This window comes from Streptomyces sp. NPDC031554, from assembly GCF_055580685.1.
Genome location: NZ_JBVIKX010000005.1, coordinates 181,912 through 194,236, shown reverse-complemented (window position 1 = coordinate 194,236; position 12,325 = coordinate 181,912). Strand labels below are relative to the sequence as shown.

11 protein-coding genes and 2 tRNA genes are annotated in these 12,325 nt (G+C 73.4%); 10 read left to right on the top strand and 3 right to left on the bottom strand.

Going from position 1 to position 12,325, the window contains the following annotated elements:
* Window positions 1-122 precede the first annotated feature (122 nt).
* From ACZ5FU_RS15655 to ACZ5FU_RS15645, 3 genes are all read left to right on the top strand, one after another.
* Window positions 123-491 carry a hypothetical protein gene (locus tag ACZ5FU_RS15655; protein WP_451529060.1) on the top strand — a complete coding sequence of 123 codons (369 nt, stop codon included), beginning with the start codon at window positions 123-125 and terminating at the stop codon, window positions 489-491.
* Between the two features lie 151 nt (window positions 492-642).
* The gene (locus ACZ5FU_RS15650) at window positions 643-1,269 is read left to right on the top strand and encodes a bifunctional DNA primase/polymerase (RefSeq protein WP_451529059.1); all 627 of its coding nucleotides are present in this window, start codon (window positions 643-645) and stop codon (window positions 1,267-1,269) included.
* Window positions 1,260-1,333: transfer RNA gene (locus ACZ5FU_RS15645), tRNA-Lys, on the top strand. The genes ACZ5FU_RS15650 and ACZ5FU_RS15645 overlap by 10 nt, the downstream gene beginning before the upstream one ends.
* Window positions 1,334-1,473: 140 nt before the next feature.
* On the opposite strand, the gene ACZ5FU_RS15640 is transcribed toward ACZ5FU_RS15645, so the two are convergent.
* Entirely contained in the window at window positions 1,474-2,730 is a 1,257-nt protein-coding gene (locus ACZ5FU_RS15640) for a M6 family metalloprotease domain-containing protein (RefSeq protein ID WP_451529058.1), read from the bottom strand.
* A 313-nt stretch (window positions 2,731-3,043) separates the two neighbouring features.
* Between ACZ5FU_RS15640 and ACZ5FU_RS15635 the strand changes: the two genes are divergently transcribed.
* Window positions 3,044-4,891 carry a putative bifunctional diguanylate cyclase/phosphodiesterase gene (locus ACZ5FU_RS15635; RefSeq protein ID WP_469045449.1) on the top strand — a complete coding sequence of 616 codons (1,848 nt, stop codon included), beginning with the start codon at window positions 3,044-3,046 and terminating at the stop codon, window positions 4,889-4,891.
* Here ACZ5FU_RS15635 and ACZ5FU_RS15630 read toward each other — a convergent pair.
* Together ACZ5FU_RS15630 and ACZ5FU_RS15625 are read right to left on the bottom strand one after the other, a co-directional pair.
* Complete coding sequence (locus tag ACZ5FU_RS15630) at window positions 4,870-5,958, bottom strand: LLM class flavin-dependent oxidoreductase (protein WP_451529056.1); 1,089 nt, start codon at window positions 5,956-5,958, stop codon at window positions 4,870-4,872. The two genes, ACZ5FU_RS15635 and ACZ5FU_RS15630, sit on opposite strands and share 22 nt — an antisense overlap.
* 683 nt (window positions 5,959-6,641) lie before the next feature.
* The gene (locus tag ACZ5FU_RS15625) at window positions 6,642-7,373 is read right to left on the bottom strand and encodes a maleate cis-trans isomerase family protein (protein WP_451529055.1); all 732 of its coding nucleotides are present in this window, start codon (window positions 7,371-7,373) and stop codon (window positions 6,642-6,644) included.
* 516 nt (window positions 7,374-7,889) lie between these two features.
* Between ACZ5FU_RS15625 and ehuB the strand changes: the two genes are divergently transcribed.
* The 6 genes from ehuB (at window position 7,890) to ACZ5FU_RS15595 (ending at window position 12,287) form a co-directional block, all read left to right on the top strand.
* Window positions 7,890-8,816 (top strand): ectoine/hydroxyectoine ABC transporter substrate-binding protein EhuB, encoded by a 927-nt coding sequence (ehuB, locus tag ACZ5FU_RS15620; protein ID WP_451529054.1) that lies wholly within the window; start codon window positions 7,890-7,892, stop codon window positions 8,814-8,816.
* Window positions 8,816-9,547, top strand: coding sequence for an ectoine/hydroxyectoine ABC transporter permease subunit EhuC (gene ehuC / locus ACZ5FU_RS15615; RefSeq protein WP_469045448.1), 732 nt, complete (start codon window positions 8,816-8,818; stop codon window positions 9,545-9,547). The genes ehuB and ehuC overlap by 1 nt, the downstream gene beginning before the upstream one ends.
* Window positions 9,544-10,191, top strand: a complete 648-nt coding sequence (ehuD, locus tag ACZ5FU_RS15610) for an ectoine/hydroxyectoine ABC transporter permease subunit EhuD (RefSeq protein ID WP_451529052.1) — start codon at window positions 9,544-9,546, stop codon at window positions 10,189-10,191. Before ehuC ends, ehuD begins: the two co-directional genes overlap by 4 nt.
* Window positions 10,192-10,321: 130 nt before the next feature.
* Complete coding sequence (gene ehuA / locus ACZ5FU_RS15605; RefSeq protein WP_451529083.1) at window positions 10,322-11,092, top strand: ectoine/hydroxyectoine ABC transporter ATP-binding protein EhuA; 771 nt, start codon at window positions 10,322-10,324, stop codon at window positions 11,090-11,092.
* 180 nt (window positions 11,093-11,272) lie between these two features.
* Entirely contained in the window at window positions 11,273-12,031 is a 759-nt protein-coding gene (locus ACZ5FU_RS15600) for an IclR family transcriptional regulator (RefSeq protein ID WP_469045447.1), read from the top strand.
* 182 nt (window positions 12,032-12,213) lie between these two features.
* Window positions 12,214-12,287: transfer RNA gene (locus ACZ5FU_RS15595), tRNA-Lys, on the top strand.
* Window positions 12,288-12,325: the final 38 nt, after the last annotated feature.

Sequence of the window (12,325 nt, the reverse complement as noted above, 5' to 3'; positions counted from 1 at the left end):
AACATCGCCGGGGGCGGATCGCTTGAGAAGGCCGGGACCCCGGCCCCTTGCGCCGCCGGGGGACAATGGAGGGTGGTCCGCTCACCAGTGGCGCCATCCCGACCGTACGAGAAGGAGAAGACATGGCGGAGCCCACGCCGGGTCGGAACGAACCGCGGCTACGCCCCGCGCCCCTGCTCTTCGAGCCCGCCGAGGCGGCCGGTGATCCGGAACACTTCTTCGACCTGGAGTCGATGGACGACCCCGGCGCGCTGCTGACGCGTGCCACGGAACTGACGCAGGCCTTCCGCGCGGCGGCCGACCGGGCGATGGAGTTCCAGGCCGTGGCCGCGGCCCAGCTCGCCGATCCGCGCCGCTTCGACCGGCTGACGGCGGCGGACATCGCCGACCGCGCCGAGTGGACCGAGGACTACGCGAAGAAGATGGTCGAGTTCGGGCGGGACCTGCTGAGCGGGGACGCCGAGGGGCGCGGGCACGCCGACCCCGTGTGACACCGCGCGCGGCGCCCCGCGTCCACGCCGGTCACCCCGCGTCAGGCCGGTCCCGCGCCGGGCGGGCAAGATACCCCCTCTCCTCCCCTCCCGTCCCGACTTCCCGCAACCCTGCGGAGCCACCCGCTCACCCCGGGTAGACCTTGTCGGCATGAGCAGCGCACCGAACGCCGGCGCACGGAACGTCCCGGACACCGACCGCCACGACACCCGCGGGATCACCGCGGACGGCGTCGCCTGGCTGGCGTCCGCGGCCCCCTTCTCCCGCAGCACCCTGGCCCTGTGGAGGGAGCGCCCGTACGCCCCGGTCGTACTGCCCTGCGGTTCCGCCTTCGACGTCGTCAGCGCCCCCGCGATGTTCGGGCGGCTGATGCTGGACCGGCTGTGGGACGAGGGGCCGGGCTCCGGGCCGGTGGCCGCGTTCCGCGGGCGGATGCTGCTGTTCGCCGCACCCGGCACCGCCCAGCGCCTCCCCTCGCTCCTGGAGTGGGAGGAGTGGGACGCCGACGGCCGCCGGGACGGGCGCACGGGGACGGTGCCACCGCTGCTGTGCCACGGCAACGGGGACGCGGTCACCGTGCCGGCCCCGCTCGCCCCGCGGGAGAGCGGGGCCGCCGCCCGGTGGGTCACCGCCCCGGACGCCCGGCACCCCTGGCTGCCGGGCCCGGAGATCCTGCTCTGGGCGGCCGTGCGGGCCGCCCGCGCCGCCGTGCGGATATCGATTTCTCACGCCTCGGATCCGGATGCTAATGTCTACGACGTCAGCAGGCGCCGCTAGCTCAGTTGGTTAGAGCAGCTGACTCTTAATCAGCGGGTCCGGGGTTCGAGTCCCTGGCGGCGCACAGACAGCAAGGCCCCTCGCGCGAGCGGGGGGCCTTTTGCGTGCCCGCTCTTCCGCCCGGCCGGCCTTTCCGCCGGGGCGTGTCGGACAGGCCCCTCCGACCCATCACGCCGCACCACGTCACGCCGCACCGGACAGGTCCTACGCCGTGATCCGGACCGTCCACGACCCCGCCGCGGTGCGCTCCTCCACGTCCACCCGTACGCCCTCCCCCGGCACGGTGAAGCTCTCGCCGGCGCCGACCGGGGCGTCGGCGAGGGGCGGGTAGACCGAGTCGCCCCAGCAGGCGTCGGTGGCGGGGTGGGCGTCGACCACCTCGACCGGGCCGCGGCCGGACGCCGCGCCGCTCTGGACGCGGTAGACGAGCACGCCCGAGCTGCAGGACGCGCGGTCGTTGCCGATGCGGCCGCGGGCCTCGAAGGCGAGCGCGCTGTCGGCCCCGGTGCGCACGACCGCGAGCTTGGTGCCGTCGCCGAGCCCGAAGGCCGGCGAGCCGGCGGCCCGGCTCACCGGCAGGTCCGGCCCGGCGCCCACCGGCTCCAGCGTCAGGCGGGTCGGCGTCCCGCGGGGCACGCACGTCACCTGGTGCGGTTCCAGCCAGCCAAGCTTCCACTTGTGCCAGGCGAACAGGTCCGGGGCGAGACCGAACTGGCTGCCCATCAGGTCCCAGTCGCCGACGTGCGTGTCCCAGTCGCCCTTGCCGTCCGCGGGGCGGCGGTACAGGTCCGGCAGGTCGAACACGTGCCCGGTCTCGTGGGCGAGGACGAGCCGGTCCGGCGGATGCTGCTCGAAGACCGTGACGATCCGCCGGATGGCGGTGCCGTCGGCGCGCAGCGGGGTGTCCATGTTGACGACCTTGGTGGCGTCGGAGTCCACGCCGGGGGCGTCCGGGTCGGCGACGAGGTAGACGACGTCGTAGCGGGAGAAGTCGACCTGTCCGTCGGCGGCGGCGAGGGCGTCGCGCAGGTAGGCGCCACGGTGCGCGGCGCTCCAGTCCCGCCGTATGGCGTACGCGGTGGACGGCTTCGGCATCCGGATCCAGCGCTCCAGGGGGTGCGCGCGCAGGGCGAACCTGCCGTAGGAGGCCTGCCGGAAGTAGTCGCTGGTGGCCGGGAAGTGGTCGGCGGCGAGTTCGGCCGGGGGGACCGTCGGCGCCCGGTCCGGGAACGACAGGAAGATCATCACCGCGTCGAGGGCGCGGGAGGGCCGCGGATAGGCGGCGTTCCAGGTGTCCAGACCCTCGGAGTGGTGGGCGCCCGTGCGCCTGAGCGCGCAGGGGGTGGCGGAGAAGGGTTCCGCGGCGGGGGCGCTGATGAGGCAGGTCGCGGCGAGTGCCGCGAGGGTGGTGAACATGGCCGCGGTGCTGCGCAGTCGGGGGCGCGGGAGCTGTCGCGGCACGGGGACCTCCGGGAGCGGTTCACGGGACACCGCCCCCAGCCTGTGGGAATTGCACGCATTGCGCCCTGTTTGTCTGCGCCGGACGAGTGAGGACGCGGAAACGGGGCATCATGCCGACGTCCCCGGAACACTCACGGAACGTCACAAGTGGTCGCCCGCCCGCAGAACCGGTCCACCGGGGGCAGAAACGATCTGTCAGAAACGTCGGTCGTTCCGGGACACTGGGCAATGGCTGCGGACGTCCGGGGGCAGCCTCTATGATCGGCAGACTTTCCTGCGCGGACAGCGATCGAGTGCACTGCGGGAGCGAGCGGTGAGCGGAACGTCCGAAGGGCCGACGCCCGCGGCAGACCTCGACCGGTCAGCCGTCACGGTGAGTGATATCAAGGCATCTACTCGTAGGGGTGCCGCCGGGGACATCGACGGCGGGCCGCCGGCCTACCGTTCCGTCTTCGCGGCCGCGCCCTTCGCCATGGCGGTCGTGGACCGCGACGGCCTGGTCGCCGACGCCAACGAGGCGTTCGGCGCGCTGCTGGGCGCCGGGTCCGCGGGGCTGGTCGGGCGGTCCGCCGCCGACCTGCTGGACCTGGCCTCCGACGCGCTCACCCGGCACGCCTACCGGGAGGTGCTCCGCGGCCGCCGGGCGGAGCTGTGCTGCACACGGCGGCTGAAGCGGCCCGACGGGTGCTCGTTGTGGGCCCAGGTCACGGTGGCACCCCTGGACGGCGGTGCCGGCGGCGTCCTGCTGTCGGTCACCGACGTCAGCGGTCACCGGGAGCTGCAGGCCCGGCTGCGCCACCTCCAGATGCACGATCCGGTGACCCTGCTGCCCAACCGCACCCTGTTCTTCGAGCGGGTGGCGGGAGCGCTGGAGACGGAGTCGTACGAGCGGAGCGGAACCGGCCGGATCGGGCTGTGCTACCTCGACCTGGACGGGTTCAAGGCCGTCAACGACACGCTCGGCCACCGGGTCGGCGACCGGCTGCTGGCCGCCGTCGCGGAGCGGCTGACCACGTGCGCGCGGGAGGCAGGGCGGACCCGGCCGGGCGTGCCGCTGGTGGCGCGGCTCGGCGGGGACGAGTTCGCCCTGCTGGTGGAGGACTCCACGGGCACCGAACAGCTCGCGGATCTCGCCGAGTCCGTACTGAAGGCGCTCCAGGCGCCGTTCGACCTCTCGGGGCAGCGGCTGAACGTCTCCGCCTCGATCGGGGTCGTCGAGCGGCACGCGGCCGGCACCACCGCCACCGGGCTGATGCAGGCGGCCGACACGACCCTGCACTGGGCGAAGGTGGACGGCAAGGACCGCTGGACGCTGTTCGACCCGGAGCGCAACGCGCACCTGATGACCCGTCAGGCACTGGCCTCCACCCTGCGGCCGGCCATCGAGCGGGGCGAGTTCCGGCTCGACTACCAGCCGCTGGTGGGGATGTCGGACGGCCGGCTGCGGGGGGTGGAGGCGCTGGTGCGCTGGGACCACCCCCGGTTCGGCCTGCTGCCGCCGAATCGGTTCGTCTCGCTGGCCGAGGAGGACGGCTCCATCGTGCCGCTGGGACGCTGGGTGCTGGCCACCGCCTGCCGGCAGGCGCGGTCCTGGCAGTTGGCCCGTCCGGACGGTCCGCCGCTGTTCGTGAGCGTCAACGTGGCGGTCCGTCAGGTGTGGGACTCCGACCTGGTGGCCGACGTGGCGGAGATCCTCGCCGAGACCGAACTGGACCCCTCGCTGCTCCAGTTGGAACTGACGGAGTCCGCGGTGATGGGTTCGGCCGGGCGTCCGCTGCAGGCCCTCCAGGCGCTCAGCGACATGGGCGTGAACATCGCCATCGACGACTTCGGCACCGGCTACTCCAACCTGGCGTACCTGAGCCGGCTCCCGGTGTCGGTGCTCAAGCTGGACGGGTCGTTCGTGCGCGGCTTCCAGTACGAGGGCACGGGCGCGCCGCCGAATCCGGCGGACGAGGTCGTCGTCGAGGCGATGATCGCCCTCGCGCACCGGCTCGGGCTGACCGTGACCGCGGAGTGCGTGGAGACGTCCGCGCAGGCCGGCCGGCTGCGCCGGATCGGCTGCGACACCGGGCAGGGGTGGCTCTACTCCCGCCCGGTGCCGCCGGACCGCATCTCCGAGCTGATGGCCGGCGCGTCCTACGCGGTCGGCAACCCGTAGGCGTCCGCGACGAGTTCGTAGGAGCGCAGGCGCAGGTCGCCCCGGTGGGCGTGGCTGGTGAGCATCAGCTCGTCGGCACCGGTGCGCTTGTGCAGGCCGTCGAGGCCGGAGCGGACCTCGTCGGCCGTGCCGTGGATGATGTTCGCCGTCCAGGAGTCGACGAACTCCCGCTCCAGCGGGGTGAACTCATGGGCCTCGGCCTCCTGCGGGGAGGGCGACAGGCCGGGTCGGCCGCCGCGCAGCCGGACCATGTTCAGGCCGGTGGCCAGCACCTGGCGGCGCGCCTCGCGCTCGTCGTCGGCGGCGAGCACCGAGACGCCGATGAGGGCGTACGGCTCGTCGAGGACCGCCGACGGCCGGAAGGACTCCCGGTAGAGGTCCAGGGCCGGGACGGTGTTCTGCGCGGAGAAGTGGTGCGCGAAGGCGAACGGCAGGCCGAGCAGGCCGGCCAGCCGGGCGCTGAACCCGGAGGAGCCGAGCAGCCACACCGGCGGGCGGTGCCGGGACTGGACGCCGCCGGGAGAGGTGGCCTGGACGGGGCCGGGGACGGCGTGGATACGCCGGTAGGGGTGCCCGTCGGGGAAGTCGTCGTCGAGGAACCGGGTCAGCTCGGCGAGCTGCTCGGGGAAGTCGTCGGCGCCCTCGTGCAGCCGGTCGGTGCGGCGCAGGGCGGCGGCGGTGGCGCCGTCGGTGCCGGGGGCGCGGCCGAGACCGAGGTCGACGCGCCCGGGGGCGAGCGCCTCCAGGGTGCCGAACTGCTCGGCGATCACCAGCGGGGCATGGTTGGGCAGCATGACGCCGCCCGAGCCGAGCCGGATGCGGTCGGTGTGGGCGGCGAGGTGGGCCAGGATCACCGCGGGCGAGGAGGAGGCGACGCCCGGCATCGAGTGGTGCTCGGCGACCCAGTACCGGTGGAAGCCGCGGGCCTCGGCGAGCCGGGCGAGGTCGACGGAGGTGCGCAGGGCGTCGGTGGCGGTGTACCCGGAACCGACGGTGACCAGGTCCAGTACGGAGAGGGGGGCGGGAGCACCGCCGTGCACCGCGCCGCGGATCCCGTCGGCCGACACGTCACCGGCCGACACGTCACCGGCCCCCGCCTCGCCGGCCGCCGCTCCACCGGCCCTGTTCTCGCCTGCCGCCGTCTCGTCTGCCGCCACGGGGGTTCCTCCTGCATCTCGGCGTGCACTGTCCGTCGGACGCTAACAGGAGGCTGTCCCCGCTTATTCCCTGCCGGTGGCGAGGGGCGTACGGGGGGGCGCCTGGCCCAGCGGACGGCCGGAGGCCGGGGGCCGGGGGTCGGGAGCCGAAGGCCAGGGGCGTACCGGGGGGGTGCCTGGCCCGGCGGACGACCGGGGGCCGAAGGCCAGGGGTCGGGAGCCGGAGGCCAGGGGCCAGGAACCGAAGACCGGGGCATCACACCCCGGCAAGCACCCGGCGGACGACCGGTGCCCCCGGAGCGCCGCGCCCTCGGCAGTCACCCCGCAGACTGCCGAAGGCCCGGAGCAGCGCCCTCCGGCGAACACCCGGCGGACACCCGGCGCGCCCGGAGCATCGTCCCGGCGGGCATCCGCGAACGACCGGAGACCCGAGGCGTCACACCCCGACAGCCACCAGGCGGACGGCCGGCGCATCTGGAGCAGCGCACCCCCGCAGCCGCCCCGTGCACCCGGCAGCGGGCGGAAGCGCCGGGTCCGGCGCGCGGCCGGTGGGTCACGGGCGCTGGTGGGTCACGGGCACCGTGCTCCGCCGCTCACGCCTGCACGATCGGCTCCCGGGTGAACAGCGTGCCCAGGCCGGGCGCGTTCACCCGGCGGTCGGTCAGGCGCAGGGCCTCCCAGACGGTCACCTGGTTGGCGGTGAGGACCGGCTTGCCGAGGTCCTTCTCCAGGGCGGCGAGGTGGGCGACGGTGTGCAGGCCGGTGTCGGGGAGGAGGACCGCGTCCGCGTCGGGGGTGTCGGCCTCGCGGGCCAGGGCGAGCACCTGCGCCTCCCCCCACGTGCCGACCTCGGCGGCGATGCCGAGGCCGGAGCCGCGCAGTGCCGTCACCTCGACGCCGCCGGCCCGCAGGAATCCGGCGAAGAGCCCGGCGACCTCGTCGGGGTAGGTCGCCCCGATCGCGACCCGCGCGGCGCCGATCTCCTTCGCCGCGTGGACGAAGCCGAAGGACGTGGAGGAGGCGGGCATCCCGGCGGCACGGGCCAGGGCGCGCACCTGCTCGTGGGCGCCCTCCCAGCCGTGCACGAAGCCACCGCTGGTGGAGGCCCACACGACCGCCTCCGCGCCGGACAACCGCAGCTGCTCGACGCCGGCCGCCAGCCGCTCGGGCGCCCCCAGCTGCCGCAGGGCGTCAACGCGGTGGGCGTCCTCACCGAGGTCCGTGTGGGCCAGGTCCAGCCGGATGTCACTGCCCAGGAGCTGCTCGATGCGCGGGTAGTCGTCCTCGGCGGAGTGGCCCGGGTAGAGGAATCCGAGTGCGGTCATGTCCAGCCTTCCTGCTGTTCTTCCGGCGGGGCGGGGGCCGGTCGCGCCCCGCTCGTCCAGCAGAGCCTGGTACGGCCCCACGGCTCGGGTACCCCATCGGCGCAACGCCGCCCACTTCGTCACCTGGTTGGCCGAGACGGTGCGGGGCGCCGCCCCGGCCAGGGCAGGACGGCGCAACGGGCCGTGCCGGAGCCCGCGTTGACGATGGCGGGTCCGGACGGAGCGCGCCCGGCCGAGGCTGCGCACCGGCACCGGCACCGACACCCCCCTCCGCTCCCTCGCCCCTCCGCCCCCGGACCACCGTCCCGCACCGCCGTGTCCCGGCTCACCTCCCCCGGCTCACCTCCCCCGACCGCACCCCCGCCCCGCCCTCCGCCCTCCGCCCTCCGCCCTCCGCCCTCCGTGCCGTACGCCCGCTCCCCGGCGGTCCCCCGTCCGCCGGGAGGGTCCCGGCGCCGGTGCCGGGGCCGAAAGTGATCCGCATGACCCGCATCAGGTCGGGGTAGCCGCGCGCCCATGGCTCGACCACAAGCACATCGATCAGGAACCCCCGGCAGATCCCGCCCAGGGATCGGCCGCCGCTCGCTGCTCGTCGGAGCGTTGTCGCTGGGCTCGGCGGCGGGTATCGGGGCGGCCGGCTGCAGCCGCGTCCCGGGTGACGGGAAAGTCCTGGGGGGTGGTCTTCTGGACACCCTGCGCGAGCGGGGATCCGTGAAGATCGGCATCGCCAGCGAGCCGCCCTTCGGGTACATCGGGGACGACGGACGGGCCACCGGGCAGGCGCCGGCGATCGCGGAGGTGGTCTTCGAGCGGCTCGGGATCGACGAGGTCGAGCCGGTGCCGGTGGACTTCGGCGCCCTCATACCCGGGCTGAAGGCGCGGCAGTTCGACGTGGTGTCCGCCGGCATGTACATCAATCCGGTCCGGTGCGAGCAGGTCCTGTTCGCCGACCCGGACTACCTGATGCTGGACTCCTTCATCGTCAGGAAGGGCAATCCGCACGGCATCAGGACGTACGCGGACGTCAAGAAGAAGGGGCTCACGCTGGCCTCCGGCAAGGCCTACGCCCAGATCGACTACGCCAGGGCCGCCGGCATCCGCGACGTCCTCGTGCTCCCGGACCAGGTGGCCGGCCTGGACGCGGTGGCCCAGGGCCGGGTGGACGCCTTCGCGGGCACCCGCATCACGGTCACGTCGGCGGTGGCGGGCTCCGCACGCGTGTCGGCGACCGAGCCGTTCCAGCCCGTGGTGGACGGCAGGCCCGCCTACGGCGCGGGCGGGTTCGCCTTCCGGATGTCCGAGAAGAACCTCCGTGACGCCTTCAACGAGGAACTGCTGAAGCTCAAGGAGAACGACTACGAGGAGCTGCTGAAGATCGTCGGCCCCTTCGGTTTCGGCATGGACGACATGACGGACCTCACGGCGAAGGAGTTGTGCGGCTGATGATGAGTACGCAGTTCCTCACCACCTGGTTCCTGCCGGGCGTCTGGGTCACCGTCCAGGTCACGGTGTACGCGGCGGCCCTCGGCGCGGCCGTCGCGTTCGGGGTCGGCCTGGCCCGCGGTTCGCGGTACTGGATCGTCCGCTTCCTCGCCGGGACCTACTTCGAGGTCTTCCGGGGCATGTCGGCGCTGGTACTGATGTTCTGGATGTTCTTCGCCCTGCCCCTCTTCGGCTGGCAGCTGGTGCCCATGTGGGCCGGTGTCAGCGCGCTCGGCCTGACCTACGGCGCCTACGGCTCGGAGGTCGTCCGCGGCGCTCTGGCCGCCGTCCCCCCGGCGCAGAAGGAGGCGGGCGTCGCGCTCAACTTCACCCACTGGCAGCGGCTGCGCCTGATCGAGCTGCCCCAGGCGTGGCCCGCGATGGTGCCGCCGTTCAACAACCTGCTGATCGAGCTGCTGAAGGGGACCGCCCTGGTCTCGGTCATCACGGTGGCCGACATGACGTTCGCCGGCAACCTGCTCCGGCTCGGCACCAACGAGACCACCCCGGTCTACACCCTGCTGCTGGTCCTCTACTTCGTCCTCGCCTTCGTCCTCACCCGCGGCATGCGGCTGCTGGAACGCAGGGCGAAGGCCGGCGTCGGCCGGCTGCCGGAGAAGCCGGCCAGGAAGTCCGGCGCCCGGGGCGCGAGCCCCTTGGCCGGCTCGCAGGCCGTGGGAGGCAAGGGATGAACTGGGACTGGAACGTCGTGGAAGACTTCATGCCGCGGTTCTGGGACGGCGTGCTCGTCACCCTGCAGGCCCTGGCCGCCGGCACCCTGATCGCGTTCGCGCTGGGTCTGGTGTGGGCGCTGGCCCAGCGGTCCGGGCGGGCGTGGGTGCGCTGGCCGGTCGTCGCCGTCACCGAGTTCGTCCGCAACACCCCGCTGCTGGTGCAGCTGTTCTTCCTGTTCTACGTGGTGCCGAACTTCGGCCCGTCGATGTCGCCGCTCACCACCGGCATCGTCGGCCTCGGCCTGCACTACTCCACCTACACCGCCGAGGTCTACCGCGCGGGCATCGACGGTGTCCCCGCCGGCCAGTGGGAGGCGGCCACCGCGCTGAGCCTGTCCAGGGCCCGCACCTGGCGGGCGGTGATCCTTCCGCAGGCCCTCCGCCGCGTCGTCCCGCCGCTGGGCAACTACGTCGTCGCCATGCTCAAGGACTCGCCGATGATCGCCACCATCGGCGCCCTCGACATGCTCGGCGAGGCCCAGTCCTTCAGCAACGAGACCTTCACCACCGAGGCGCTCACCGTCGTGGGCGTGGCCTTCATCGCCATCGCCTACCCCGCCTCCCTCCTGATCCGAGCCCTGGAGCGACGCCTTGTCCGCTGAGAGCAATGCCGCCGAGACCCGTGCCACCGAGGCTCGTACGGCCGAGACCCGCGCCACCGAGACCCGTGCGGCCGGGACCCGCGCCACGCGGCACACCGGCACCACCGCCACCACCGCCACCAATCCGCCCGTGGACGGCAGCGAGCTGATCCGCTTCGACCAGGTCACCAAGCGCTTCGGCGACCACACCGTCCTCGACCGGCTCGACTTCTCCGTCGACTCCGGCAAGCACGTCACGCTGATCGGCCCGTCGGGATCCGGCAAGACGACGATCCTGCGGCTGCTGATGACCCTGGCCACGCCCGACGAGGGGACGATCAGGGTGGGCGGCCGGTACCTGACCCACGAGGAGCGGGGCGGCAGGCTCGTCCGGGCCGGCGAGAAACACGTCCGCGAGGTCCGCAAGGACATCGGGATGGTCTTCCAGCAGTTCAACCTGTTCCCGAACATGAAGGTGCTGCGCAACGTCACCGAGGCCCCGGTCACCGTCCTCGGCCTGTCCCGGGACGAGGCCGAGCAGCGGGCCCGCGAGCTGCTCGACATGGTGGGTCTGGGCGAGCACGTCGACAAGTACCCGACCCAGCTGTCCGGCGGCCAGCAGCAGCGGGTGGCGATCGCGCGGGCGCTGGCGATGCGGCCGCGGATCCTGCTCCTGGACGAGGTCACCTCCGCGCTGGACCCGGAGCTGGTGGCCGGCGTCCTGGACGTGCTGCGGGACATCGCCCGCACCACCGACATCACGATGCTCTGCGTCACCCACGAGATGAGCTTCGCCCGGGACATCTCGGACCAGGTCCTGATGTTCGACTCGGGCCGGGTCATCGAGTCGGGCCCGCCGGAGAAGATCTTCAGCGAGCCGGAGCAGGAGCGGACGCGGGAGTTCCTCAGCGCCGTGCTGTGAGACCGGCGCGGCGCCCGCGCCGCGCCTCCGGCATGTTCCGGCGGAACGATCCCGCTGCTGAGAGGGCCGTGATCCGCTCGGCAATCCGCTCGACGCACCTTCCCGCGGACCCGTCGCCGGATATCGTGGAACAGGTTCACCGACCGGATTACGGCCCAGACAGCAAGCGCAGGGGGAACCGTGGCGCTGAGACACGAGCCGACCGCGCCGTACGACTCGACCCAGGACGCCCTGCGCGTCCTGGAGACGGTGGCCCGGCACACCACAGGCGTCACCGACGCCGAACTGACCCGCGAGACCGGCCTCGGCACGGAGCGACTGACCCCGCTCCTGCGGATGCTGCGCCGCGAGGGATACGTCGAGCAGGTCGCCGACGGGGCGTACGTCACCGGCGCCGCCCTGACCCGCCTGGCGTCCGCGCACCACCACGAGGAGGCCCTGAGGGACCAGCTCCAGCAGACCCTGGACCGGCTGCGCGACCGCGTCGGCGCCGCCGTCTACATGAGCCGCTACGTCGACGGGGAGGTCACCGTCACCCAGTACGCCGACGGCCCGGCCACGCCCGCCGTCAACGAGTGGGTCGACTTCCGTTCCTGCGCCCACGCCACCGCGCTCGGCAAGAGCCTTCTCGGCCAGCTCGACCACGACGGCCGGCGCGACCACCTGTCCCGGCACCGGATGGCGCGTCTCACCTCGCGCACCATCACCAGCGACAGGCTGCTGCTCTCCCGTCTGGCGTCGCAGCCGCCCACGGTCCCGGTGCTCGACCTCCAGGAGTACGCCGTGGGCACGGTCTGCGCGGCCGTCCCGATCACGGCCGGCTCCACCGCGGGCTGCCTGGCCCTGTCCCTGCCCGTCGAACACGCCCACCGCCTGCGCGAGGCCGCCGACACCCTGAACCGGAACGCCACCGGCGTGCTGCTCTCGCTGTCGCTCTAGGAGTGCCGTCCCTCCCGGGCGCGCTCCGAAAGCCCCGCCCGCCCGTCCGGCTCCTTCGCCCCGGGGGGCCGTCCCGGACGGACGGCTCCCCGGCGGCCGGCGGCGCCTGGTCCGGAGCACCCCCGAGGACCGGGTAGTATTTTCTTCGTCGCCGGCCGCGGAAAGCGGAAGGCGGGAGTCATGCGCCGCTAGCTCAGTTGGTTAGAGCAGCTGACTCTTAATCAGCGGGTCCGGGGTTCGAGTCCCTGGCGGCGCACCGAAGAAGGGCCCCTCGTGGAGACACGGGGGGCCCTT

Coding starts and splice junctions, on each gene's coding strand:
- ACZ5FU_RS15655 (WP_451529060.1), top strand. CDS start 123: ATGGCGGAGCCCACGCCGGGTCGGAACGAACCGCGGCTACGCCCCGCG.
- ACZ5FU_RS15650 (WP_451529059.1), top strand. CDS start 643: ATGAGCAGCGCACCGAACGCCGGCGCACGGAACGTCCCGGACACCGAC.
- ACZ5FU_RS15625 (WP_451529055.1), bottom strand. CDS start 7,373: ATGACCGCACTCGGATTCCTCTACCCGGGCCACTCCGCCGAGGACGAC.
- ehuB (WP_451529054.1), top strand. CDS start 7,890: ATGGCTCGACCACAAGCACATCGATCAGGAACCCCCGGCAGATCCCGC.
- ehuC (WP_469045448.1), top strand. CDS start 8,816: ATGATGAGTACGCAGTTCCTCACCACCTGGTTCCTGCCGGGCGTCTGG.
- ehuD (WP_451529052.1), top strand. CDS start 9,544: ATGAACTGGGACTGGAACGTCGTGGAAGACTTCATGCCGCGGTTCTGG.